The sequence below is a fragment of the Afifella aestuarii genome, from assembly GCF_004023665.1.
In the GTDB taxonomy this organism is placed as follows: Bacteria; Pseudomonadota; Alphaproteobacteria; order Rhizobiales; family Afifellaceae; genus Afifella; species Afifella aestuarii.
Genome location: NZ_SAUF01000002.1, coordinates 304986 through 331372, shown reverse-complemented (window position 1 = coordinate 331372; position 26387 = coordinate 304986). Strand labels below are relative to the sequence as shown.

Below are 26387 nucleotides of genomic sequence, written 5' to 3'. Positions count from 1 at the left end.
GATGAGTGACTATCGTATTCGGCCCATTCATTCAGACCAGGACTATGCCGCCGCTCTCGCCCGTGTCGAAGCGCTCATGGAGATGGGCCGCTCTCCGGCAGAAGACGACGAACTCGACGTGCTCGCGACGCTGGTCGAAGTCTATGAGGATCGGCATTTTCCCATGGACACGCCCGACCCGCTCGAGGCCATCAGGTTTCGCATGCAGCAGCTCGACATGAACCAGAGCGATCTTGCACCGATCTTCGGAAGCCGCGCCAAAGCCTCCGAGGTTCTCAGCGGCAAGCGGGATCTCACGCTGAAGATGATCCGTGCCCTGCACAAACATCTTGGCATTCCCGCCGATATCCTGATCGGCGACGGGGGCTTGCCGAATGCTCCCTCCGGGATCGATCTCGACCGCTTTCCCCTCACGGAAATGGCGCGGCGTGGCTGGATCAAGAAGACAGAAAACCTGAAAGACCATGCGGAAGAGATCGTGCAAAGCCTGATCGCCTGTGCGGGCGGCTCGAAAGCTTTGCCGAAAGCGCTCTTCCGCCAGGGTCACGGCGCCCGTGCGAACGCCAAAACGGACATCAATGCCCTACAGGCCTGGTGTCTCCACGTTCTGTGCAGAGCTCGCGACGTCGATCTCGAGGGTCGCTACGAGACAGGCACGATCGATCTTGAATTCCTGCGCGACCTGGCCCGTTTGAGCACGTTCGACGAAGGGCCGAAGCTGGCGAGGGAGAAGCTCGCGCAGCACGGCATTGCCTTGGTCGTCGCCGCCCATATGCCGAGAACCTATCTCGACGGCGCGGCACTCTGGACCGTCGAAAACGTGCCGGTAGTCGGCATGACGATCCGATACGACCGCCTCGACAACTTCTGGTTCTGCCTCCTGCACGAACTCGCGCATCTTGGCCGCCATTTCCTCGAAGGCAACGACGAGATGTTCATCGACGACCTGCAACTGCGCGAACGCAACCATGACCGCGATGACGTTCGCGAGCGTGAAGCGGACGAATGGGCCCAAGAAGCTCTGATCCCATCTGACCTCTGGGAGAAACATCCAGCGCGTTCCAACCCGAATGTGCGCAACATCCTTTCTCTTGCACACGAAGCCGGCGTTCATCCTGCGATCGTCGCAGGGCGCATCCGTCACGAGAGAAACAACTACCGCCTCCTGTCGCAGTTCGTCGGTGCAAAGGAAGTCGGGCGTTTGCTGATGGAGAATGCCGCCTGAGCGGTTGAGCGGAGCGCCCTGAACGGCGCCCGCTTGTTGGAACCCGTCAGGAGGCCGAGGGTCTCACCCCCTCCACCGCCGCATCATCCCCTTCTCCACCTCCAGCACCGCAAACAGCACGACACCCACCCCGAGGATCATCGCGCCTTCGCTCGCCGACAGCGGGCGGCTTGCAAAAACGAACTGCGCCGGCGGGGCGTAGGTGAAGAGAAGCTGCGCCGCGACCTGGATCGCGACACCGATCAAGACGGCGCGCGTGCCCATCAGGCCGCGCCAGGTGAGCGAGGGGCCGCCGATGTAGCGGATGGAAAAGAGATAGGCGATTTCCATCACCACCATGGTGTTGACGACGATGGTGCGCGCCGTCTCCACGCTCTCGTCGCGCCAGAGCGCCCAATTGAACATGCCGAACAGCCCGACGACGAAGAGCCCCGAGACGAAGACGATCCGCCACAACAGGAAGGGCGAGACGAGCGGCTCGTCCGGCTTTCGCGGCGGCCTTGCCATGGTGCCGGGCTCCGTCGGTTCGAAGGCGAGCGTCAGCCCGAGGGTGACGGCCGTCACCATGTTGATCCAGATGATCTGGGCGGGCGTCACCGGCAGCGTCAGGCCGAACAGCATGGCGCCGATGATCGCCGCCGCCTCGCCGCCATTCGTCGGCAGCGTCCAGGCGACGACCTTTTTCAGATTGTCGTAGACGGTGCGCCCCTCGCGCACGGCGGCGACGATCGAGACGAAATTATCATCCGCAAGCACCATGTCGGCCGCCTCCTTGGCGGCCTCCGTGCCCTTTTTCCCCATCGCGACACCGACATCGGCCCGCTTCAGGGCCGGCGCATCGTTCACCCCGTCGCCGGTCATGGCGACGACCGCGCCTTGCGCCTGCAGCGCCTCCACGATGCGCAGCTTGTGGGCGGGGCTGGCGCGCGCGAACACGTCCGTCGCGGCGATCCGGGCGGGAAAGTCCGCCTCGCCGATCTGATCGAGCTCGGGTCCGGTCAAGACGGCGACCTCGCCGCTCAAGCCGAGCCTGCGGCCGATCGCACCGGCGGTCGCGGCATGGTCGCCGGTGATCATCTTCACGGCGATGCCGGCGCGCCTGCAATCGGCGACGGCCTCGCGCGCCTCCTCGCGCGGCGGATCGATGAGCCCGACAAGCCCGATGAGGCTCAGCCCTTCTTCCACATCGGCCGGTGACAGCGCGTCGACGCTGTCGCCCACCACTTTGGCCGCGAAGGCCAGAACCCGGCGCCCGTCCGCCGCCAGCATCTCCACATGGCTTTGCCATTTCGCCCGGTCGAGCGGCACTTCGCCGTCCGCGTCGACCTGGCGGTCGCACATCTGAAGCACGCATTCGGGCGCGCCCTTCACATAGACGATGCGGGCATCGTCCTCCTGGTGCAGCGTCGCCATGAACTGGGTGGTGGAATCGAAGGGCAGCTCGTCGCGCCGCTCAAAGGCGCCGCGCGTCGTCTCCCAGTGCCAGCCGGCGCGCGCGGCAAAGGTGACGAGCGCCCCCTCCATCGGGTCGCCCTCGACGACCCAGCCGTCCTCCGTCTGGCGCAGGCTCGCATCGTTGCAGAGAAGGGCGGCGCGGGCGAGAAGCCCGAGCGCGAAATGCGCCTCTTTGTCGACCGGCTCGCCGTTTCTGATGGGCTCACCCTCCGGGGCATAGCCCGACCCCACGATCTCGATCTCGCCATCGGCCAGGATCGCGGAGGAGACGATCATCTCGTTGCGCGTCAGGGTGCCGGTCTTGTCGGAGCAGATGACGGAGACGGAGCCCAGCGTCTCGATCGCCGGCAGGCGGCGGATGATGGCGTTGCGACGCGCCATGCGTTCCACGCCGATGGCGAGCGTGATGGTCATCACCGCCGGCAGGCCTTCCGGGATCGCGGCCACCGCAAGCCCGATCACCGCCATGAAGGCCTCTTCCCAGGGATATCCGGTGAGGAAAATTCCCCACAGGAAGACGAGTATCGCAGCGCCCAGAATGACGAAGGTGAGCTGGCGCGCAAAAATGTCCATCTGGCGCAGAAGCGGCGTCGTCAGCTGCTCCACCGAGGAGAGAAGCTGCGTGATATGGCCGAGCTCCGTCGCTTCCCCGGTCGCGACGACCACGCCCGCCCCCTGGCCGTTGACGACGAGCGTGCCGAAAAACGCCATCGAGCTGCGGTCGCCGATCGGCGCATCCGCCGCGACCTCGCCCAGCGCCTTGTCGGCGGGCACAGATTCGCCGGTGAACGCCGCCTCCTCGATGCGAACCCCGCGGGCGCGGAAGAGCCGGAGATCGGCAGGCACACGGTCGCCCGCCTCCAGAAGCACGATATCGCCGGGCACCAGCTCTTCGACCGGCACGGTGAGGCGCCGCCCGTCGCGGAGGACGGAGGCATGCGGGCTCACCATGCCGCGGATCGCCTCGAGCGCCTTTTCCGCCCGCCCCTCCTGGATGAAGCCGACGACGGCGTTGATGACGACGACGCCGAGGATCAGCGACATGTCGATCCATTCCGCCAGACACGCGGTCACCACCGCCGCCGCCAGCAGCACGAAGATCAGAAGATTGTTGAACTGGGCGAGGAAACGCAGAAGCGGTCCGCGCGGCTTCGCGACGGGCAGGCGGTTTTCCCCGAAGCGGGCAAGCCGGTCGGCCGCCTCCGCCGCACTCAGCCCGTCTCGGCTTGCGCCAAGTGCGTCGAACACCGTTTCCATCGGCGCGGCATGAACGGCGACATCGGCTCGCGCCTCCGCGGCGGGGCCGCGGCTCAGGGCCGTCTCGTCGCGTCCCTCTTTCCGGATGTCCCGCACCATCCGAACCTCCCGCCCGCCAGACTGCGGGCGCTGCCGTCCCCGAGACTTTCTGCCGGCGCGATGGCCTAAAGACACAGTCACACCGGGGTCGCGCGTCGGTCACACCGGGGGTCACGCCGGGGGTCACACGCCGCATCACCCTTGAAGTGGCGTCGGCCGCCACGCCGGTCAAAGCCGGCCGGCGATATGTCGCGCCCCTCCGATCCCCGCATTTCAGCACCCGCCGCCATAAGTTGCGAGCTACGCCCGCAAACAGTTACAAATTTTGCGAACTCGCCAAAGTCCTGTTCAGGAATAGGGGCTAGTTTCCGTGGCGGAACGGAAGGTTCGGCGCACCCATGCTTTCAGACGTATCTCCGCGGGGACGTATGCAGATCCTGCGCTGGACGACGCTCGGCACTCTTTTCTGCGTCGTCTTCGCTGTTTCCTTCAATTTCCTGATGTTTCGCGACCTCGGCGATCCGGCGCTGACGCGCGCGTTGTTCAGCTCCGCCGTGGTGGCGTTCATCCTCGCCTTCCCGTCCTTCTTCTATCTGTCGCTGAAACTTCGACAGCTCGCGAAGACCAATCATCGCCTCAACACGATCGCCTCGCTCGACGGGCTCACCGGCTGTCTCACGCGGCGAGCCTTCTCAAGTCTCGTCGACGACTGGTTGCATGGCGTCGGCAATCCTGGCGAAACGAAGGGCGGCTCGGCGGATAGGCGTCCGGGCACCCTCCTCGTCATCGACGCCGACCGTTTCAAGAGCATCAACGACCGCTTCGGCCACCAATGCGGGGACGAAGCCTTGTGCGTCATCGCGGCGGCGATCCGCTCCAGCATGCGCATCGACGATCTCGTCGGCCGGCTCGGCGGCGAAGAATTCGGCGTCTTCCTGCCGGACACCGTCGATGCCGGCGAAATCGCCGAACGCATTCGCCGCAAGGTGGAAACGATTTCATTTGCACCGCAGGAATGTCCGCACCAGCTCACCGTCAGCATCGGCGGTGCCAGCGTCTCGGGCGGAAGCACCTTCAACCACCTCTACCGTCTCGCCGATGAGCGCCTCTACGAGGCAAAGCGCGGCGGGCGCAATCGAGTCGCCGTCGGACCCGCCTCGAGCGCGGCCCCAGCACTCAGGCTCGTTACGCAGAACCTCGCTTCGGCGAGCTGACCCCCGTCAGAACGGCAAGAGCCAGGGAACGAGGGTCACTGTGGCAACGAGCGAAATGCCGGCAAAGGGCACGCCGACGCGCACGAAATCCATGAAGGTGTAATCGCCAGGCCCGATGACGAGCGTGTTCACCGGCGACGAGACCGGCGTCATGAAGGCGGACGAGGCCGCAAGCGCGACCGTCATCGCAAAGGGATAGGGCGAGGCGTGAAGCTCGACGGCGACGGCAACGGCGACCGGCGCCATCAAAACCGCCGTCGCGGTGTTGGAAATGAACAGCGAAAACGCCGCCGTCACGATGAAGATGCCGACGAGAACGGCACGCGGACCGGCGTCGCCGACGACCGACAACAGCGCATCGGCGGCGAGATCGACGCCCCCCGTCTTCTGCAAAGCGAGCGAAAAGGGCAGCATGCCGACGATGAGAACGAGGCTCTGCCAATGGATCGACCGGTAGGCGCTCGTCATGTCGACACAGCCGAAAAGCCCCATGACGAGACAGGCGATCAACGCCGCCTGCACGTTCGGCACCACCCCTGACACCATCAGCCCGACGAGAAGCGCGAGCGCCGCAAGTGCATAGGGCGCGCGCCCCGGCGCCGGCAGGGCATCGTCGAGTTCTGCCGGCAAATTGAGGGCGATGGTGTCGCTTCCCTCCGCCTGCAAAGCGCGGATCGCCCGCCACGGCCCGAAGACGAGAAGCGTGTCGCCGAGCTTCAGGGGCTCGTCGAGGATCGAGGTCGTCACTGCCTTGCGTCCGCGTTTCAGGCCGACGACGGCGAGATCGGTCTCGGAGCGAAAGCGCGCCTCGACGACGGTGCGGCCGATCAGGCTCGATTCCACCGGCACCATCATCTCCGCCATGCCGATTTCCTGCGAACGGTCGGTGAAATAGGCGCCGGACAGCGGCAGCCGGGCGAGGCCGAAACGCTGGCAGACATCGTCGATGTCGATCGTCGGCACGAAGACATCGAGAAAGAGGATGTCGCCCACATGCAGCTGCGTCTGCGCCAGAGGGCGGATGAGATGGCGGGCAAAGCCTCGGCCGCGCTCAATCGCGATGACGTTGACGCCCGAGGTGGAGCGCAAATTGAGATCTTTGAGACGGTGGCCGATGAGCGAGGAACCCGGCTCGATGCGCAGCCGCCCCTCGCGCCCGGCGAGCCCATATTCCTCCACCCAGTCGGAGAGATGCGGACGCACCGCCCCGCCCGCCTTCTTCGGCTTGCCGGGCAGGAGACGGCGGGCAAAGAGCATGTAGACGATGGCAAGAACGAGAAGCGGCACGCCGAAGGGCGTGATGGCGAAAAAGCCGAAACCTTCAAAACCCTGCCGCAGAAGTTCGGAATGGACGATGAGGTTCGGCGGCGTCGCCACGAGGGTCATCATGCCGCTGATGAGACCGGCGACGCTCAATGGCATCATCAGGCGGCCGGGCGCGAGATCGGCAGAGCGGGCGACGCGCAGGACCACCGGGATGAAGAGCGCCACCACGCCCGTCGAACTCATCACCGAACCAACCAGCCCCACCGTCACCATCAACAAGACGATGAGGCGCGCCTCGTTGCCGCCGGCGCGCGCCACGATGCGCTCGCCGAGCCTTTGGGCAATGCCGGTGCGCACCAGGCCCTCGCCGATGATGAAGAGCGCCGCAATCAGCACGACGTTGGGATCGGACAGGCCCGACAGCGCCTCGGAAACGGTGAGCACGCCCGTGAAGGGGAGCGCCACCATCATGATCACGGCCACCGCATCCATGCGCGGGCGGTTGGCGACGAACATCACGATCGCGGCGCCGAGAAGCGCCAGGACGAGGGCAAGGTCGGTCGTCATAATCGGTTCAGAGGGGCTGATACGGCAAAAGGACGGGGTGCATTCCCCCGCCATAGCGCATTCTCAGCCGTCCGTCGCCCGCCCCAGGCGACGCGGATGTCAGGGCATGGGCGCCAGGGGCATGGGCGTCAGGGGCATGGGCGTCAGGCGTATGGGCGTCAGGCGTTCAGCGCCGCACCCGCCGCCGCGGCGCCGGCCGCGCCGCCTGATCGCCGGAGCTGCGCGTCGCGAGCCAGATGACATGGCGCGCGCCGGCGCCGTTGGAGCGGGCCCTGACTTTCTGTTCGGCAACGGCAAAGCCCGACTGGCGCAGCCTCTCGGCAAAGGCGCGATCGGGGGCCGCCGACCAGATCGCGAGCACGCCGCCGGCCGTCAGCGCCCGGCGCGCCGCACCGAGCCCGCGCCAGGCATAGATCGCTTCGTTGTCTTCGGCGACGAGACCGTCCGGCCCATTGTCGACATCGAGCAGGATCGCATCATAGGTGCCGTTCGCCTCGGCGATCAGCCGGGCGACATCCTCCTCTACGATCGTGACGCGGGGATCGACGAGGCTCGTGCCGTAAAGCTCTGCCAGCGGACCGCCGGCCCAGGCGACCACGGCCGGCACGAGTTCGGCGACGGTGACGCGCGCTTCCGGCGGAAGATCGGCAAGTGCGGCACGCAAGGTGAACCCCATGCCGAGGCCGCCGATCAGAATATGCGGGCGCTTGCGGTTTGAAATCCGCGCACAGGCGAGATGCGCCAGCGCCTCTTCGGAGCCGCTCTGGCGAGAATTCATCAGTTCGGCACGGCCGACCATGATGGCGAAATCGCCGCCGCGCTGCATGAGACGCATTTCGCCGCCTGCCGGCAGCGGCGCCGTATCGAGCTTGAGCCAGGGGAGCAAGGGAGACCTCTGGGATGGGGGGAAGCCCGCCCTTGCACCATTTGACGCAAAGAAGAAAGGCGCGGCAGCCATGCCGCTTCAGCATGGCTGCCGTGCAGGCTCAGCTTTGCTCGATGGCGCGCGCCGCCTCGTCGAGGATTGCGGCAATCGCCTGCGATTCCTCCTTCGACAGCGCCCCCCGCTCGCGGCGGAGCGACAGTGCCATTTTGAGGTTCTCGAAAGCCCGCAGCACCTCCGGTGCGGAGCGCGAAGGCTGTGCCGCCGCCACTTTCTCCATGCGCGCAAAAATCGTCTTCACCAGCGTCTCGTGCGCTTCGAGATAGGTGCGCCCTTCCTCGGTGATCGCATAGAGCTTGCGGCCGTCGCGCTCCTCGATCGAGGCGTGGCCCATCTCCTCCAGCATGCTGAGGTTCGGGTATACGACGCCCGGGCTCGGCACATAGGCGCCGGCGAGCTTTTCCTCGATCGCCTTGATGAGGTCGTAGCCGTGGCGCGGCTCGTCGCGGATCAGCGTCAGGATGACGAGGCGCAGATCGCCCTGGTCGAAGATGCGCCCGCCGCGTCCACGTCCACCGCCATGGCTTCCGTGCCCGCCGCCGAAGCCGCCATCCGGACCACCCCGGGGGTCGCCGCCAAAGCCACCTCCAAAGCCACCTCCAAAGCCGCCACGGGGACCACCCCGCGGGCCACCCCCAAAACCGCCGCGGGGACCGCCCCGGGGCGCTCCATGAAGCGGGTCATGAGGCTCGCCATGGGGACCGTCATGGCCATGCCCACGGCCGCCACCGCGTCCAAACTCATGCCCGAAGGGATGACCATGGCGACCGTGCCGCCCGCCTGCAGCCTCCCAATCGCCGAAGTCTTGGCGATCGTCCGGCCTGCGGGCATCGCCGCGGCCAGCTCCTCTCGCCCTGCGCTCAGGCCCGAAACCGTCGCAGCCTTCGGCTTCGTCGTCGCACATGTCCCGTTCGAAGGTCTCGTCCTCAAAATACGCGCGGCCCTGATCGCCGCACGCATCGTGCCGGTGACGGCGACCGCCGCCGAAACGGTGATGTCCGCGCTCCGCCCCCGGATGGTTGTGATGATGATGCATGTCATTCTCCGATGCATTTCGATATGTCGTCTAGTTAGATATATCTAAATGCATCGAACGCAAGAGGGCGCCGCACAAAATTCTCCCCGGCCGAGAGCGGATTGGTAACCAATGCGTGGCACAAGAGCGGCAAATGCGTATCAGTTTGTTGCGTTCTGCATTTTCGTGCGTGGGAGTCGGCCTTCTGGCCGCAGGTTTTGGATTCCCCTCGCCGAGCCTTGCCGGCGACACCGCCTGGCAGGCCACAGCAAGCGACACCTGGCTCGATCCCCGAAACTGGACCTCCGGCACGCCCTCCCGCGACGATGCGGCCGTGATCGATGCCGCGCCCGCCGTGCGTCTCGAAGGTGAGGATGCAGAGGCTGGGTCGCTCGCCGTCGGCGCTTCGGGAAGCGGCACAATCCGCATCCTGAGCCGTCTTGCGACGCAGACCGCAACGATCGGTGCCGAAACCGGCGCGGCGGGCGACGCCACAGTCATCGGCGACCGCGCCAATTGGCAGAATGCCGGCAGCCTCATCGTCGGCGACGAGGGCGAGGGCAGGCTCAGCGTCGAAGGCGGCGCCTCTCTCGCCACCTCCTCCCTCGCGCTCGGCGAAGCGCCTGGGGGTGCCGGCAAACTCCTCATTTCCGGCCAATCCCTCGTCACGGTCGCCACGGCCCTCATTGTCGGCAAAGCCGGCATCGGCGAGCTTCAGCTTTCCTCCGGCTGGCTCACCACCGACAGCGCCCTCCTCGGCGATTCCGCCGGCGCTGAAGGTATCGCCAGCGTCTCCGGCGATCGCTCAACCTGGGCCATCGCTCGCGGCCTCACGATCGGCGGCGCCGGCTCCGGCCGCATCGACATCGCCGCAGGCGGCAAGGTCGCAAGCGCTTCGGGCACGATCGGCGACCAGGCAGGCGGTACTGGCGAAGTCGCGGTCAACGGGCGCGGCTCGTCCTGGACCGTCATCGATGGAATTGCCATCGGCACGCGCGGCTCGGGGCTTCTCTCCGTCTCGGGCGCCGCGTCGGTCGCCTCTGGCTCCGGAGTGATCGGGGCGGAGGCCGGCGCCGACGGCAAAGTCGCGATCAACGGATCGGACAGCCAATGGACGACGGGCGCGCTCACTGTCGGCGGCAAAGGCGCGGGCGACATTGAGGTCGCGGCTGGCGGAACGCTCACGAGCGGCGGCAGCACGCTCGGCGCCGAGGCCGGCTCAGATGGCCGCGTCACGGTTTCCGGCGAAGGCTCTTCGTGGACGACAAAGGCGCTTGCGATCGGCGGCAGCGCTGACGCGGGAATGACAGGCGGAACCGGCACGCTCCACGTCACGGCGGCAGGAACCGTCACAAGCGACAGTGCGAGCCTCGGAGAAACCTCGGGAGCCACCGGCACCGCCGCTCTCGATGGCGGCGGCTCGTCCTGGACGGTGATCGACGGAATTTCCATCGGCACGCGCGGCTCCGGCCTTCTTTCCATCCATACTGGCGCAACCCTCACCGCGACGGACGTGGCCGCCGGCTCGAAATCCGATGGTGACGGGACGATCCGAATGAGCGGATCAGGCTCCCGCCTCGACGCGCGCGGCGACCTCGTCATCGGCGATGCGGGACGCGGACAGGCGGAGATCTTCACCGGCGCCGAGGCCCATGGCATCCGCATCGTGCTTGGCCGAAAGGCCGGTTCGTCGGGCATGGTGCGGATCGGGGGCAGCGGCTCATCGCTTGAAAGTGCGGGCGATCTGACCGTCGGTGAGGCGGGATCGGGCACACTGACCGTCTCCGGCGGCGGACATGCCGCCGCGCAAAGAATGGTGCTCGGCGGCGAGGCCGATGGACATGGCACCGCGACGGTCATCGGCGAGGGCTCGGCACTCACCTCGCGCGGCGAGCTCGTCGTCGCCGACGCCGGCACTGGCACGCTTCAAGCCGCCGGCGGGAGCGCCGTCACGGCCGCACGTGTCGTTATCGCCCGACAGAACGGCTCTGTGGGCACGCTCACCATCGGCTCTGAAAACACCCCCGTCTCCGCCGGCCGCATCGAGGCTGAGACGATCGCCTTCGAGGACGGGACGGGCACGCTCCTCCTCAACCATTCCGACCCTGATTACAGGCTCGACCCGGTTCTTTCCGGCAATGGCGCCGTCAAAGTTCTTTCCGGCACGACGATCCTGACCGGCCGCTCCTCCGATTTCACCGGCACGACGGACATCCGCAATGCGCGCCTGCTCGTCGGCGAGGAGGCCGGCAGCGGAGCTTCCCTCGCCGGCACGCTTCAAGTCGGCGACAACGGTCTTCTCGGGGGCACCGGCCGCGTCGGCACGACACGCGTCGGTGCAGGCGGCACGCTCTCGCCAGGAGCCGACGGGATCGGCACCTTGTCGGTCGATGGCGATCTCACCCTCGCCTCCGGTTCGACCTATGCCGCAGAGCTCGCCACCGACGGGCCGAGCGACCGTGTCGATGTCGCCGGCCAGGCCGTCATCGCGGGCGGCAGCCTCGCTTTGTCCGGCGCGCGCGGCCCCGGACATTACACGCTCCTGACGGCACGCGAGGGCGTCACCGGCCGCTTCGACACGCTCCTTGCGACGAGCCGGCTCTTCCTCGATCTCGCGCTCGATTACGAGAGCGGCGCCCTGTCGCTTGCCGTCACGCGCAACGACGTCGCCTTTCAGGATGCCGCCACCCGTGCCGATCAGCGTGCCGTCGCCGCGGCGGCCGAAAGCCTCGGTGCCGGTAACGCCCTTTACGACGCCCTCCTGCTTTCGCCCGATACCGCGACTGCCGAAGCCGCCTACAGCGACCTGTCCGGACAGGTGCATGGCGCCGCGCGCCGCGCCGTCGTGGAACAGGGCCGCTTCCTGCGCGACGCGGTCGGAGCGCGCCTGCGGACGGCTTTGCGCGATGAGACAACCTCGCGCTTTTCTCCGCTCGCCTATACGGGCGAGGATCTCCTCGAAGCCCCGGCGAGCGCGGCGCTCTCCTATGCCGCCGGTCAGAACACCGGCCGCGAACCCCGCGGCGCACACCGCAACGTTTGGGCGAAGGCCTATGGCAGCTGGGGGACTTTCTCGGCTGAAACCGGCAGGTCAGGCTACTCGGTCAAGGAAGGCGGGCTCATCGCCGGGCTCGACAATATGGTCGGCTCGGCCTGGCGTCTCGGCAGCGCCGTCGTCCTCGGGCGCGCCTCCCTTAACGGACGCGATGGCGCGAACGCCGTCGTCGACAGCTATGGCGCGGCCCTTTACGGCGGCCGCAACATCGGCGCTTTCGGCCTGACGGGCGGAGCCGCCTATACGTTCAACCATATCGAGACGACGCGCGACGTCGTCATCGGCGAATTCGCCGAACGCGAGCGCGCCGATGACTGGAACCGGACAGGCCAGATCTTCGGCGAGGTGAGCTACGAGACCTCGCTCGCCGCTCTTGCCATCGAGCCCTTTGCCGGCCTCGCCTTCCAGCATGTCGATGGCGACGAGATTTCGGAGACGGGAGACGTGGCAGGGCTTGCCGGAGATCTGGAAAGCCAGAACCTCCTCTTCTCCACGCTCGGCCTGCGCGCCTCGAGCCTCTTCACGCTTCCCGGCGGCCGGCTTGCCGTTGTCGCCGGACATGCCGGCTGGCGCCATGCGGAGGGCGACCTCGCACCCGCCGCGAACCTGCGCTTCGTGGCCGGCGGTCCGGGCTTTGCGACGCAAGCCACGCCGGTTGCCGCCGACACGGCGCTTCTCGGCGCCTCGCTCTCCGTCGCGATCGCTGAAATGGCGATGCTGTCCTTCTCCTACGACGGCGAGTTCGCCGCCGAAGGCCACCGCCACGATTTCAACGGCAGTTTTTCGATGCGGTTTTAGAGAGGGGCGTTTCCGCCGAACGTTCTTGCCGAACGTCCTGAGGGAACCGGCCAGGGCGCCAGAGGCATCGGCGCAGCCCTCAGGCGGCATATCCCTCCAGCCGCTCCGCCGCATGGCTTTTGAGCCAATCGGCGAAAGCCTCCGGAGGCAGGGGCCGGGAAAACAGATAGCCCTGGCCTTCATGGCAGCCCGCCTCGATCAGAAAATCGGCGACATCCTGCGTCTCCACGCCTTCCGCCACCACCCGGTAGCCAAGCGCACCGGCCATATGAATGAGGCTCTGCACCAGAATGGACCCCCGGCTTCCCGGCTCCAGCTTGCGGATGAATGTCTGGTCGATCTTAATAATGTCGGCCGGGAAATCATGCAGATAGGAGAAGGTCGAATAGCCGGTGCCGAAATCGTCGATGGCGCAGACGACGCCGAGCTCGCGGATGTCGGTCAGGTTCTTCACCACGCGGCGGCGGTTGGAGATGAAGGTGCTCTCGGTGAACTCGATCTCCAGGCACGACGGCGAGACGCCGTTCTCGGCAAGCACGCTGGCGAGACGGAGACCGAACTCCTCCTCCTCCAGATTGGCGGCTGAGACGTTGATGGAAACGCGCAGATCGTAGCCTTCGTCGCGCCAGGCGCGCAGCTGGGCAATGGCCCGGAGCTTCACCCACGACGTGAGCGGACGCATGAGATCCGTCTGTTCGGCGAGCGGAATGAATTCGGCCGGGGACACGGACCCGTATTCGGGGTGATCCCAGCGCAACAGAGCTTCGGCGCCATAACACCGGCCGGTCTTCAAATCGATGCGCGGCTGGTAGACGAGGGACAGCTCTCCGTCACCGCCCCTCTCCAGAAGCTCGCGCAAGGCGGCGATCAGGGCATAGCGGCGTTTGTGCTCTTCGTCGGTCGCCGCCGAATAAATACCGACGACCCGGTCGCTTTCACGGGCGTCTTGCGCGGCGTGATGCGCGGCGCGCAGAACGTCACCGGCCTTGACCTCGCCGAGGATGAAAGGGGCGATGCCGCAGGCCATGTGGCTCAGGCTCGCCGCTCCCCTGCCACGACTGAAATCGGCGAGCATGTTGAGCCGCTTGACGAGTTCGACCTCGACCCTTTCTTCGTCCGCATCGCCGATCACGGCGAGAAGCTGGGCTCCGCCCACATGATAGACCGTATGGCCCTCGACCTTCAGATTGCGCACGCCCTCGACTGACAGGCGCATCAAATCGTCGAGATAGGTCGGCCCCAGAACCCGCAGCGCCTGGACGATCTGGTTCGGCGGCGCAAGATCGAGAAGGATCGCCAGCCGCCGCTCGCCAGCAAAATCGCGCGCCAAATCCTCCAGATTTTCCGTGAATTGCTGGCGGTTGGGCAGGCCGCTTACCGGATCGATGCGGCCGATGGCATGCTGCAGCTCGATCTGGGTCATGACCATGGCGGCAAGGTCGCGCAGCGCCTTCTCGTCGTCCTTCCCAATCTCACGGGGAACCGTGTCGAGGACGCACATGGAGCCGAGCGTAAAGCCCTCTTTGGTGACGAGCGGCGCGCCGGCGTAAAAGCGCACCCCGTTTTCGACGAGCACGCCCTTGTTGAAGCGCGGATCCTCGGCGAGATCGGAGACGACGAGCACGTCGCCCGAGCGCGTCACCTCAGCGCAAGGGGCATGCTCGCGCGGAATTTGGGGGCCACAGCCGACCCCCGACTTGAACCATTGCCGATCGACGTCTGTGAGAGAAACCGCCGAAATCGGCGTCTCGAAAAATTGCGCAGCAAGACGGGTGATGCGGTCGAAGTTTTCGCTCGGCGCCGTATCCAAAAGATTGAGCTCGCGGAGCGCGCGCAGACGCGCTTCTTCTTTTTCGTCGGCAGCCATATGTACGCTTCATTTCCGCCTTGTGATTGATCAGAGACTTAATATTTCAATAAGTTGAAAATCGTTTAGCAGTCGGCCCGCGCCTTTTCTGTATCTTCGCCTCCAAGAACGTCCGACGCTTGGAATAGTTCATAGCCAGCTTCACATTCTTGTCATCTGAGCTTTTGCGAAGCTTTCCAGAGCGCCTGGCACGATGAGCATTCTTCCATCTCGTCTCCTTCCCCCTCCCCCTCACCTCATCATCGCAGACGCGTCTTGACTCTCTTCGCCATCTCGGGAATCCATAAGAACAAAATAGGAACATGATCCCATCGCTATGGTCGGAGCACAACACGACAAAGAGCCCGGCGCGGGCTGGCGCGCAGCCGTTCTCAAAGAGCTGCGCCGCGAAGTCGGCGCGCTGGAGGCCGGGGCCCGCCCGGATGCGCCGGCGCTCGCCTTCGAGGCGGAGGCCATTGATGCGCATCTGCCGGAGGGGGGATTGCGGCTTGGCGCCCTGCACGAGATCTGGGGCGGGTCCGCCACCCCGATCGACCGCCAGGCTACTGAGGGAACACAAAAAACCGGAGCCGCCGGAATCGAAAAGATCGGCGGGAACGGCGGCGCGGAAGACATCGCCGCCGCCACCTTGTTTCTCGCCGGCCTCCTCGCCCGTCTCTCCGGCCCCGTTCTGTGGTGCCTCAAGGCCCGCGATCTTTTTACCCCGAGTCTTGCAGCCGCCGGTCTCGATCCGGACCGGGTGATCTATGCCGAAACCTGGCACGAGCGCGACGTGCTCGCCGCCATGGAAGAGGGGCTGCACCATCCGGGGCTCGCCGCCGTCGTCGGCGAGGTGGCGCGGCTCGGTCTCACCGCGTCCAGGCGCCTGCAGCTTGCCGCCGAAAGCGAGGGCGTGACGGCCTTCACACTTCTGCGGCCGCATCGCCAGACGGGGGCGGAGCCGACGGCCGCTGCAACACGCTGGCGGATCCGCTCCGCCCCCTCGCTGCCGCTGATGTCATCGTCTTCTGCCGCCCATCCTGTCGCCGGCATCGGGCGCGGGCGCTGGCGTGTCGATCTCATGCGCTGCCGGGGCGCCGATCCGGCGAGCTTCATCACGGAGGCCTGCGATGGCACGGGTCGTCTCGGTGTATCTGCCCTTCTTCGCGACGGAGCGGATGCGCCTCACCTCGACCGATCTGCCGCCTGAGGCGCCGCTCGCCTTGACGACGCGCATCGGCGCCCAGCGCCTTGTCGCCGCCGTCGATGCGACCGCCCTGGCGCATGGGTTGAAACCCGGCATGGCGGCGACGCAGGCGCAGCTGCTCCTGCCGGGTCTGACCTTGCGCGACTACGCACCCAGGGCCGACGCTCATGGCCTTGCGAAACTCGCCGCCTGGTGTCTTGCCCGCTACAGCCCCGTCGTGATGCCGTCCCCGCCGGACGGGCTCCTTCTCGATGTCACTGGCTGCACGCATCTTTTTGCGGCCAGGACAGGAGGGCAGAGCCGCAATCTGGACGAAGGCGAGGACAATCTCCTCGCCGATCTCGCCGCCCGTCTTGCCCGCCGGGGTCTGACGGCAAGGCTGGCGCTTGCCGGAAGCATCGGCGCCGCACATGCGCTCGCCCGCTTTGCCGCGCCCGACTGCACCCGCATCGCCGAAACGCAGAACCTCAAAGGCGCACTCGCTCCCTTGCCGGTGGAAGCCCTGCGCCTTTCGCCGGAGACGACGCAGGCTTTGCGCCGGCTCGGCTTCGAGCGGATCGGCGACCTCATCGGAGTCAAGCGTGCACCGATCACCCGCCGCTTCGGCCATGACGTGTTCCTGCGCCTCGATCAGGCGCTCGGCCTGTCGCGCGAGCCGCTCGTCCCCCTCATCCCGTCCGAGCTCGTCTCAGCAAAACTCTCCTTCGTGGAGCCGGTCATCACGGCGGAGGGGCTCGCCCAGGCGGTGGAGCGTCTCTGCGTGGATCTCACCGCCGTCCTGGAGGCACGCCAGCACGGAGCCCGGCGGCTCGACCTTCACGTCACCCGGCTCGATCGCAGCACCGGTATCGTCTCGGTGCGCATGGCAAAGCCCAGCCGCGCGCCAGAGCATATGGCGCGGCTCGTCTGCGAAAAACTTGCCGGCCTCGATTGCGGGCTCGGCGTGGAGAAAGTCCTTCTCGCCGCCCCTCTCACGCGCCCGCTCCTGCCCGAGCAGATCGCCTCGGAGCTTTACGGCCGGCCGCAGGAGCCCGATCTCTCCACCCTCGTCGACCGGCTCGCCAACCGGCTCGGCGCGGGCCGCATCTACCGCACGGCGCCCGTCGAAAGCGACTGGCCGGAGCGCTCGGTGCGCCGGGTCGCGGCCCTTGCCCCGAAACCCAGGACGGAGACGCCGCGGCCGGAAAATTGGCTGCGCGACTGGCCGCGACCGGCGCGGCTTCTGGCCGATCCGATGCCCGTCGAAGTCATCGCGCTTCTGCCCGATTATCCGCCGGCCCTCTTCATCTGGCAGGGGCGCCGCCACCGCATCTGCCGCGCCGACGGGCCGGAGCGGATTTTCGGCGAATGGTGGCGCGCGCCCGGCGAAATCGCACTCGCGCGCGATTATTTCCAGGTCGAGGACGAGGCCGGCCAGCGCTTCTGGCTGTTCCGCGAGGAAGCGGGCAACCGCCCACAGCGCTGGTATCTGCACGGTTTCTTCGCATGAGCGCCGCCCCTTACGCCGAATTGCAGGCAACCTCGAACTTCTCCTTCCTGCGCGGCGCCTCGCATCCGGAGGAATTGTTCGCCAAGGCGGCGCGTCTCGGCCTGCCGGCACTCGCGCTCACCGATCGCGGCTCGCTCGCCGGCCTGGTGCGCGCCCACCAGGCCGCGAAGACGACGGGCGTGCGCCTCATCGTCGGCTGTCGGCTCGATCTCGCCTGCGGCATGCCTCTCCTTCTCTATCCGCGCGACCGGGCGGCCTATGCGCGGCTCTGCCAGCTCCTCAGCCTCGGCAAGAAACGCGCCGGCAAGGGCGGCTGCGTGGTCACGGCGGAGGAAGTGGCGGCCTTCGGCGAAGGCCAGATGGCGACGCTCATTCCGGATATGGCGGATGCGGAACTCGCCGCCCGTCTTGCCTGGCTCAAAGAGACTTTCGGCGCCGATGCCTCGCTCGCCCTCACCTTGCGCCGCCGGCCGAACGATGCGGCGCGTCTTGCCGCGCTCGTCGCCATGGCGGAGCGGGCCAGAGTGGCACCGGTCGCCACCAACGACGTCCTCTATCACGCGCCGGAGCGGCGCATCCTGCAGGATGTCGTCACCTCGATCCGCGAAGGCGTCACCATCGACGAACTCGGCTTTCGCCGCGAGCCCTTCGCGGAACGCCATCTGAAGCCGCCGGAAGAGATGGCGCGGCTTTTCTCCGCCTACCCGCAGGCACTCGCAAGAAGCCTGGAAATCGCCGCCGCCTGCCGCTTCTCGCTCGACGAGCTCAAATACCAGTATCCGGCGGAGGTCTCGATCCCCGGGCTCACGCCGCAGGAGGCGCTCGCCAAACTCACCTGGGAGGGGGCGCAATGGCGCTTTCCGGACGGCGTGCCGGAAAAAGTCACGGCTCAGATCACCCATGAACTCGCTCTCGTCGCGGAGCTCAACTACGCGCCTTATTTTCTCACCGTCCATTCCATCGTGCGCTTCGCCCGCTCCAAGGGCATCCTCTGCCAGGGGCGCGGCAGTGCCGCCAATTCCGCCGTCTGCTTCGCGCTCGGCATCACCTCCATCGATCCGGAGCGCAACGACCTTCTGTTTGAGCGCTTCGTGTCGCGCGACCGCGGCGAGCCGCCCGATATCGACGTCGATTTCGAGCATGAGCGGCGCGAGGAGGTGATCCAGTGGATCTACGAAACCTATGGGCGGCACCGCTCCGCGCTTTGCGCCACCGTCATCCGCTACCGTTCCAAGGGCGCGGTGCGCGAGGTCGGCAAGGCGCTCGGCCTCACCGAGGACGTGACCGCCGCCCTTTCCTCGCAGATCTGGGGCTGGAGCAAGGAAGGCGTCGAAGAGCGCCATGTCGCCGATCTCAATCTCAATGGCAGCGATTACCGGCTCCAGCTCACCTTGAAACTCGCCAAGGCGCTGATCGGCTTTCCCCGGCATCTGTCGCAGCATCCGGGCGGCTTCGTCCTGACCGAAGACCGGCTCGACACGCTCGTTCCGATCGAGCCCGCCGCGATGGCCGACCGTCAGATCGTCGAATGGGACAAGGACGACATCGACATTCTAGGCTTCATGAAGGTCGATGTTCTGGGGCTCGGCATGCTCGGCTGCCTGCGCCGCGCCTTCGATCTTCTGAAGGATTATTGCGGGCGCGATCTCGACATCGCCACCGTCCCGGCGGAGCGGCCGGAAGTCTATGAGATGATCGGCCATGCCGACACGATGGGCGTCTTTCAGATCGAAAGCCGTGCCCAGATGGCGATGTCGCCGCGCCTCAAGGCGAACAATCTCTACGACCTCACCATCCAGATCGCCATCGTCCGTCCGGGCCCGATCCAGGGCGAGATGGTGCATCCCTATCTCCGCCGCCGCGAGGGCAAGGAGACGCCGTCTTATCCGACGCCGGAATTTCAACGCGTTCTCGGCAAGACCCTCGGCGTGCCGCTCTTTCAGGAACAGGCGATGTCGCTTGCCGTCCATTGCGCCGGCTTCACGCCGTCTGAGGCCGATCAGCTCCGCCGCTCCATGGCGACCTTCAAATTCACCGGCGGGGTCAGCGCTTTTCGCGACAAGTTCATCACCGGCATGTGCGAGCGCGGCTACGACCCGGACTTCACCGAGCGCGCCTTCAAGATGATCGAAGGCTTCGGCTCTTACGGCTTTCCCGAAAGCCATGCCGCCTCGTTTGCGCTTCTCGCCTATGCGAGCTCCTGGGTGAAATGCCACCATCCGGACGTCTTTCTCGCGGCGATCCTCAACAGCCAGCCGATGGGCTTTTATGCCCCCGCCCAGCTCGTGCGCGATGCGCGCGCCCATGGTGTCGAGGTGCGGCCCGTCTCCGTCAACGACAGCCGCTGGGATTCCACGCTCGAGCCGCTCGAAGGCGTGGAGGGCCGCTTTGCCGTGCGGCTCGGGCTGCGGCTTGCCAAGGGATTGGCCAACAAGGACGGCGCAGCGCTTATCGCCGCCCGCCATCGCCCCTATGAAAGCCTGGAAGAAATCTGGCGGCGGGCCGGATTGCCGGTGGCGGCGCTGGAGCGGCTTGCAGAGGCCGACGCCTTTTCCGCCATCGGCCTCTCCCGGCGTCAGGCGCTGTGGGAGATCCGCGCTCTGGCCGACAGCCCGCTGCCGCTCTTTGCCGCCGCCGATGCGCGCGAGGAGAAGATCCGGCCGGAGGGCAACGAGCCCGCCATCGCCCTGCAGGCGATAAAGCCCGGCCGCGAAGTGGTGGAAGATTATGCCGCCACGGGCCTGAGCCTGCGCCGGCACCCGGTGGCTTTCCTCAGAGAAGATCTCACGCGCCGCCGCATCGTCCCGACGGCCGATCTCGACACGCTCCGGGAGGGGCGTTTTGTGACCATCGCCGGCCTCGTCCTGGTGCGTCAGCGCCCCGGCAGCGCCAAGGGCGTCATGTTCATCACCATCGAAGACGAGACCGGCCACGCCAATCTCATCATCTGGCCGAAGCTCTTCGAGCGGCAGCGGCGCATCGTCTTATCGGCCGGCATGATCGCCTGCCGCGGCCGCCTGCAGCGCGAGGGCGAGGTCACCCATATCGTCGCCGATCAGCTCATCGATCTGTCCGACCTCCTGAAAAAGGTCGGCGAGCGCGAGGCACCCTTCCCCTTCCAGCGCAGCCGCGCCGATCAGGCGAAATCCGGCGGCGGGCCGGATTCCCGCGAGGTGAAGGCCATGGGCATGCGCGGCCGCGACATTTTCATTCCCGACCTCAGATTCGACGGCGGCATTAAAGTGAAAACGCGCGATTTCCATTAACCAAATCGCCATCCTCCTCGCACCGCCCGCAGCCGCGGATTTCCGGGCTTCGCGCCCGCCCCCATCGCGGTCTTCCCTTTCCCGGGGAAACGATTTCCGCCCCGCTTCGGCCCGAGTGTCATTCAAGTGTCATACTAATTTCACAAACCTGTTTCGCCCGACGCCTAGGAAGACCCCGGTCATCGCTGCATGGCCATGCTTTATCACGAAGCAAAACAGGGAGATATCTCAGTGACTTACAAGCTTCTCGCTGGTGTCGCGGCGCTGGCCGTAGGCGCCGCCTTCTCGGCCGGCGCTGCCAACGCCCAGTCCCGTGACACGATCCAGATCGCCGGTTCCTCGACCGTCCTGCCTTTCGCCTCCATCGTGGCGGAAGAATTCGGCAACGCCTATCCGGACTTCAACACCCCGGTCGTCGGCTCCGGCGGCTCCTCGGGCGGTCTGCGCCAGTTCTGCCAGGGCGTCGGTGACAGCACCATCGACATCGCCGACGCTTCGCGCCGCATCAAGCCGTCCGAAATCAAGGCGTGCAACGACGCCGGCGTCAAAAAGATCATCGAAGTCCGCATCGGCTACGACGGCATCGTCTTCGCCACCAATGCCGACAAGGACAACTTCGCCCTGAAGCCGGTCGACGTCTACAAGGCGCTTGCCGCCAAGGTCCCGCAGGACGGCAAGATGGTCGACAATCCCTACACCAGCTGGAGCGACATCGATTCCTCCCTGCCGGATCAGGAAATCCAGCTCGCCATCCCGGCCGGCAATCACGGCACGCGCGAAGTCTTCGAGGAGAAGGTCGTTCTCCCGGGCTGCGAGGAAGCCGGTCTTCCGGAGATGAGCGAAGACGAGATGAAGGCGACCTGCCTCAACTTCCGTCAGGACCGCGTCACGGAGATCTCCGGCGACTACACCGAAACGCTGGCGCGCCTTGAAGCCAACGACAACACGATGGGCGTCTTCGGTCTCTCCTTCTACGACCAGAACCGCGACAAGCTGAAGGTCGCCACGATGTCCGGCGTCGAGCCGAGCATCGACACGATCGCCTCCGGCGACTACCCGGTCTCCCGCCCGCTCTTCTTCTACATCAAGGGCGAGCACATCGGCGTCATCCCGGGCATCAAGGACTATGCCGAGTTCTTCCTCTCCGACGACATGGCCGGCTCCGGCGGTCGCCTCGAAGAGGCCGGCATGATCCCGGCTCCGGAAGACGAGCTCGAGACGCAGCGGCAGAATGTCGAGGACGAAAAGACGCTCTCGGCTTCCGACCTGCAGGGCTAATCTGATAGGGGCGGAGCGTGCCTACACGCTCCGCCCTTTTCTCTTGTCGGTTTTCTTCATTTCCTCTCCCCACCATGGCCGTGACCGCAAGAGACAAAGGCATCGCGCTTTCGGTTCGCTCAGCGCGAGCGCGCAACGAGAGGTCTGTTCGTGAGTGATCTCATAATCGCCGGTATTCTGCTGACCCTGATGGCGCTCGGCTATCAGGTGGCGCTCGGCCGCTACCGCAAAGTGACGGGCCGTTCGGAGGTCCGCCCGCATTCCCGTCCGGCCTATCACGGCCTCCTCGTCGCCATCTGGTGCGCCATTCCCGCTCTCGCGGTGATCATCGTTTTCGGACTTTTTGAACCCGTCATCACCCGCTACGTGATTATGTCCGCCCTGCCGCCGGAAGTGCGCGAGCTGCCGGCCCACGAATTGCGCGGCGTCATGCAGCGCATCCACCAGATCGCCACTGGCTTCGGCATCGTCGGCGAAGCCAAGCCCTATGAGAACGTCGCGGCGACCCGGCTCGGCACCTATCACGCGATCTGGAATTTCGCGCTCATCGCGCTCGCGGCGTCATCGGCGGTCGCCGGCCTCGTCTACACTTTGCGCCGCATCACGCCGCGGCTGCGCGCCCGTAACGAGGTGGAACGCGTCATCCGCATCCTCCTGCTTTTGTGCTCCGCCGTCGCCATCATGACGACCGTCGGCATCGTCGCCTCGCTTCTCGGCGAGGCGGTGCGCTTCTTCGGCTTCGTCAATCCGCTCGATTTCTTCTTCGGCACGGTCTGGAACCCGCGCTTTTCCTCCGTCGGCGCCGGCCAGGGCGATTTCGGTCTCCTGCCGCTCCTCGTCGGCACCTTGATGATCAGCGCCATCGCCATCCTCGTCGCGCTGCCGATCGGGCTGATGACGGCGATCTACATGGCCGAATACGCCTCCTCGCATCTGCGCAACATCGCCAAGCCGATCATCGAAATCCTCGCCGGCATCCCGACGATCGTCTACGGCGTCTTCGCCCTCACCGTCGCGGGTCCGTTCTTCGCCGATATGGGGGCCGCCGTCGGCCTCGACATCAGCGCCACCAGCGCCTTCACCGCCGGCGCCGTCATGGGCGTGATGATCATTCCGTTCATCTCCTCCTTGTCCGACGACATCATCACGCAGGTCCCCGCCTCCATGCGCGATGGCTCGCTCGGGCTCGGCGCCACCCGCTCTGAGACGATCAAGCGCGTCATCCTGCCGGCGGCGCTCCCCGGCATCGTCGGCGCCTTTCTGCTCGCCGTCAGCCGCGCCATCGGCGAAACCATGATCGTGGTGCTCGCCGCCGGCAATTCGCCGGTGCTGCGCTTCAACCCGTTCGAGCCGAGCACCAGTGTCACCGTCTCGATCGTCAATCAGCTGACCGGCGACACCGATTTCGCCAGCCCGCAATCGCTCGTTGCCTTCGCCCTCGGCCTCACGCTTTTCATCATGACGCTCGGCCTCAACGTCGTGGCGCTCTACATCGTCCGCAAATACCGGGAGCAGTACGAATGAGCGCGACCGACACCGTGTCCGCTTCGGCGCCCGTCGACAGCCAACTCAACGCCGTCCGGGCCAGCCTCAAGCGCCGTCATGCGCAGGAGCGCCGTTTTCAGGTGCTCGGCCTTGCCGCGATCTTTGCCGCCCTAGCCATGGTGGCGGTGCTCTTCGGCTCCGTCCTCTTCAAGGGCGTTCCGGCCTTCTGGCAGTCGACCCTGCATCTTCAGATTTCGCTCAATGCCGATGTCATCGACGTCGGGCAGCCGCCGGTCCAGAAGGCGGATCAGAACCCGGCCGAATTCGAGGCCGAGCTGACCGACTGGCGGCGCGACCTCGCCCGCGTCAGCTGGAACAAGATCCTGGAAAGCGCCGTGCGCGGCGTCCTGCCGCCCGATCTCGCCGACGCCAAGACTCGTGACATCGTCGGCATCGTGGCAAGCGGCGAGCGCTATGCCTTGCGCGACATGGTGCTCGAAGATCCGAGCCTCATCGGCCAGACGATCGACGTCGATCTTCTCGCCGACGCCAATGTCGACAATTGGCTCAAAGGCAATATCGACCGCTCGCTCGGACAAAGCCGTCAGCAGCTATCCCCCGGCGAGCAGGAAATCGCCGATGCGCTCGCGGAAAAGGGTGTCATCACGCAGAGCTTCAATTCCGGCATCTTCTTCAACGTCGATTCGCGGTCCTCGCCGGCCTCGGCCGGTCTTGCCGGCGCCTTCATGGGCTCGCTCTACATGATGCTCGTCGTCATCATGCTCGCGGTCCCGATCGGCGTCGCCAGCGCCATCTATCTGGAAGAATTCGCGCCGACGAACCGCTTCACCGATTTCATCGAGGTCAACATCAACAACCTCGCCGCCGTGCCGTCGATCGTCTTCGGCCTCCTCGGCGCCTCGATCTTCATCAACTGGATGCATCTGCCCCTGTCGGCGCCGCTCGTCGGCGGTCTCGTCCTCACCTTGATGACGCTGCCGACAATCATCATCGCCACGCGCGGCACCTTGCGCGCCATCCCGCCGTCGATCCGCGAGGCGGCGCTCGGGCTCGGCGCCTCGCGAACGCAGATGGTCTTCCACCATGTCCTGCCGCTCGCCATTCCGGGCATTCTGACGGCCACCATTATCGGCGTCGCCCAGGCGCTCGGCGAGACCGCGCCGCTCCTTCTCATCGGCATGAACGCCTTTGTGGCCAGCGTGCCGGCGAGCCCGATGGATCAGGCGACGGCCCTGCCCGTGCAGATCTATCTCTGGCAGGGCAACGAGAACTTCAATTTCTTCGAAGCCCGCACAAATGCCGCCATCATCGTCTTGCTTGGTCTGATGATCAGCCTCAATGCGATCGCGATCCTGCTGCGCCAGCGCATCGAGCGGCGCTGGTAACTGGGAGAATTCGCCATGAACGATATCAGCCACAGCCCGAGCGCGGCCAAAGCCACGGCGACGAAAGCGCCGCCCGAAGTGCCGCAGGAGAGTGCCGCCGTGCCGAAAATGCGCGCCGAGAAAGTGTCCGTCCATTACGCCGAAAAGCAGGCCCTGTTCGACGTCGATCTCGACGTGCCGGAAAATCAGGTGATCTCGCTGATCGGCCCGTCCGGCTGCGGAAAATCCACCTTCCTCAGATGCCTCAACCGGATGAACGACACGATCGACATCGCGCGCGTCTCCGGCCACATCACGCTCGACGGCGAGAACATCTACGACAAATCGCTCGACGTCGTGGAGCTCAGGGCCCGGGTCGGCATGGTCTTCCAGAAGCCCAACCCGTTTCCGAAATCGATCTACGAGAACGTCGCCTACGGGCCGCGCATTCACGGCCTCGCCTCCGGCAAGCGCGACCTCGAAGAGATCGTCGCCACCAGCCTGCAGCGCGCCGGCCTCTTCAACGAGGTCAAGGACCGGCTCGACGAACCCGGCACCGGCCTCTCCGGCGGCCAGCAGCAGCGCCTTTGCATCGCCCGCGCGATCGCCGTGAACCCGGAAGTCATCCTGATGGACGAGCCGTGCTCGGCACTCGACCCCATCGCCACCGCCAAGGTGGAAGAGCTGATCGACGAACTGCGCGAGAACTATACGATCGTCATCGTCACGCATTCGATGCAGCAGGCGGCGCGCGTCTCGCAGCGCACGGCCATGTTCCATCTGGGTTATCTCGTCGAGGAGGGGCCGACGGACATGATGTTCACCAACCCCACCGACAAGCGCACCCAGGACTACATCACAGGCCGCTTCGGCTAATCGGGAGAGGAGTGAGCCCCGTGTCTGAACATATCGTCACCTCCTATGACGAGGAATTGCGGGAACTCGCCCGCTCCATCGCCGAAATGGGCGGTCTCGTCGAACAGCAGCTCGACGAGGCGGTGAATGCGCTGTTGAGCACCAATGCGCAGCTCGCCCAGGACGTCATCCTCGGCGACCGCCAGATCAACCAGATGCACTACCAGATCGAAGAGCGGGCGATCCTCGTCATCGCCAAGCGCCAGCCGATGGCTCAGGATCTGCGCGAAACCGTCGCCGCGATCCGCATCTCGCACGATCTGGAACGCGTCGGCGACCTCGGCAAGAACATCGCCAAGCGCGCGCTCGCCATCGAAGACCAGCGGATGAACCACCAGCTTCGCCGCGGTGTCGAACATCTCGCCAGCCTCGGCCTGCGCCAGCTCAAGGACGTGCTCGACGCCTATGGCTCGCGCGACGTGCAGAAGGCGATCTCGGTGTGGCGCTCCGACGACGAGATCGACGCCATGTATGTGTCGCTGTTTCGCGAGATGCTCACCTACATGATGGAAGATCCGCGCAATATCGGCATGTGCACGCATCTTCTCTTCTGCGCCAAGAACATCGAGCGCATCGGCGACCACGCCACCAATATCGCCGAGACGATCACCTATCTCGTCACCGGCAAGCAGATGGAACGCGCGGCGACTGCGCCGTCCGCGGGTTGACGGAGTGAGCCATG

16 protein-coding genes are annotated in these 26387 nt (G+C 65.9%); 11 read left to right on the top strand and 5 right to left on the bottom strand.

The features are described from left to right. Position 1 precedes the first annotated feature (1 nt). Entirely contained in the window at positions 2-1225 is a 1224-nt protein-coding gene (locus EO094_RS09965; protein WP_128292157.1) for an ImmA/IrrE family metallo-endopeptidase, read from the top strand. 63 nt (positions 1226-1288) lie between these two features. Here EO094_RS09965 and EO094_RS09960 read toward each other — a convergent pair whose 3' ends face one another. Next, entirely contained in the window at positions 1289-4036 is a 2748-nt protein-coding gene (locus tag EO094_RS09960) for a cation-transporting P-type ATPase (RefSeq protein WP_128292156.1), read from the bottom strand. A gap of 338 nt (positions 4037-4374) precedes the next feature. Between EO094_RS09960 and EO094_RS09955 the strand changes: the two genes are divergently transcribed. Then, the gene (locus EO094_RS09955) at positions 4375-5190 is read left to right on the top strand and encodes a GGDEF domain-containing protein (protein ID WP_128292155.1); all 816 of its coding nucleotides are present in this window, start codon (positions 4375-4377) and stop codon (positions 5188-5190) included. Positions 5191-5196: 6 nt separating this feature from the next. On the opposite strand, the gene EO094_RS09950 is transcribed toward EO094_RS09955, so the two are convergent. The 3 genes from EO094_RS09950 to EO094_RS09940 all read right to left on the bottom strand — a co-directional run bounded on the left by EO094_RS09950 (position 5197) and on the right by EO094_RS09940 (position 9002). Next, entirely contained in the window at positions 5197-7023 is a 1827-nt protein-coding gene (locus EO094_RS09950) for an SLC13 family permease (RefSeq protein ID WP_128292154.1), read from the bottom strand. A gap of 166 nt (positions 7024-7189) precedes the next feature. Continuing rightward, a complete protein-coding gene (locus EO094_RS09945) occupies positions 7190-7909 on the bottom strand; it encodes a spermidine synthase (protein WP_128292153.1) in 720 nt (239 codons plus the stop codon). A 100-nt stretch (positions 7910-8009) separates the two neighbouring features. Then, positions 8010-9002 (bottom strand): PadR family transcriptional regulator, encoded by a 993-nt coding sequence (locus EO094_RS09940; RefSeq protein ID WP_246008458.1) that lies wholly within the window; start codon positions 9000-9002, stop codon positions 8010-8012. Between the two features lie 133 nt (positions 9003-9135). Here EO094_RS09940 and EO094_RS09935 point away from each other — a divergent pair, with 133 nt between their 5' ends. After that, a complete protein-coding gene (locus tag EO094_RS09935) occupies positions 9136-12834 on the top strand; it encodes an autotransporter domain-containing protein (RefSeq protein WP_128292152.1) in 3699 nt (1232 codons plus the stop codon). A gap of 79 nt (positions 12835-12913) precedes the next feature. On the opposite strand, the gene EO094_RS09930 is transcribed toward EO094_RS09935, so the two are convergent. Then, a complete protein-coding gene (locus EO094_RS09930; protein WP_128292151.1) occupies positions 12914-14701 on the bottom strand; it encodes a putative bifunctional diguanylate cyclase/phosphodiesterase in 1788 nt (595 codons plus the stop codon). 316 nt (positions 14702-15017) lie between these two features. Between EO094_RS09930 and EO094_RS09925 the strand changes: the two genes are divergently transcribed. From EO094_RS09925 to phoU, 8 genes are all read left to right on the top strand, one after another. After that, on the top strand, positions 15018-15890 hold the full coding sequence (locus EO094_RS09925) for an ImuA family protein (protein ID WP_246008457.1): 873 nt from the start codon (positions 15018-15020) through the stop codon (positions 15888-15890). Next, positions 15811-17376: a Y-family DNA polymerase gene (locus tag EO094_RS09920; protein ID WP_128292150.1), complete on the top strand. Its 1566-nt coding sequence runs from the start codon at positions 15811-15813 to the stop codon at positions 17374-17376. Before EO094_RS09925 ends, EO094_RS09920 begins: the two co-directional genes overlap by 80 nt. Next, entirely contained in the window at positions 17373-20642 is a 3270-nt protein-coding gene (locus tag EO094_RS09915; RefSeq protein WP_128292149.1) for an error-prone DNA polymerase, read from the top strand. Before EO094_RS09920 ends, EO094_RS09915 begins: the two co-directional genes overlap by 4 nt. A 231-nt stretch (positions 20643-20873) precedes the next feature. Further along, complete coding sequence (locus EO094_RS09910) at positions 20874-21920, top strand: substrate-binding domain-containing protein (protein WP_246008456.1); 1047 nt, start codon at positions 20874-20876, stop codon at positions 21918-21920. 150 nt (positions 21921-22070) lie between these two features. Continuing rightward, a complete protein-coding gene (gene pstC, locus EO094_RS09905) occupies positions 22071-23444 on the top strand; it encodes a phosphate ABC transporter permease subunit PstC (protein WP_205649885.1) in 1374 nt (457 codons plus the stop codon). Continuing rightward, a complete protein-coding gene (gene pstA, locus EO094_RS09900) occupies positions 23441-24811 on the top strand; it encodes a phosphate ABC transporter permease PstA (protein ID WP_128292148.1) in 1371 nt (456 codons plus the stop codon). The genes pstC and pstA overlap by 4 nt, the downstream gene beginning before the upstream one ends. A gap of 108 nt (positions 24812-24919) precedes the next feature. Then, the gene (gene pstB, locus EO094_RS09895) at positions 24920-25666 is read left to right on the top strand and encodes a phosphate ABC transporter ATP-binding protein PstB (protein ID WP_246008518.1); all 747 of its coding nucleotides are present in this window, start codon (positions 24920-24922) and stop codon (positions 25664-25666) included. A gap of 20 nt (positions 25667-25686) precedes the next feature. Then, the gene (gene phoU / locus EO094_RS09890) at positions 25687-26373 is read left to right on the top strand and encodes a phosphate signaling complex protein PhoU (protein ID WP_128292146.1); all 687 of its coding nucleotides are present in this window, start codon (positions 25687-25689) and stop codon (positions 26371-26373) included. The last annotated feature ends 14 nt before the right edge of the window (positions 26374-26387 follow it).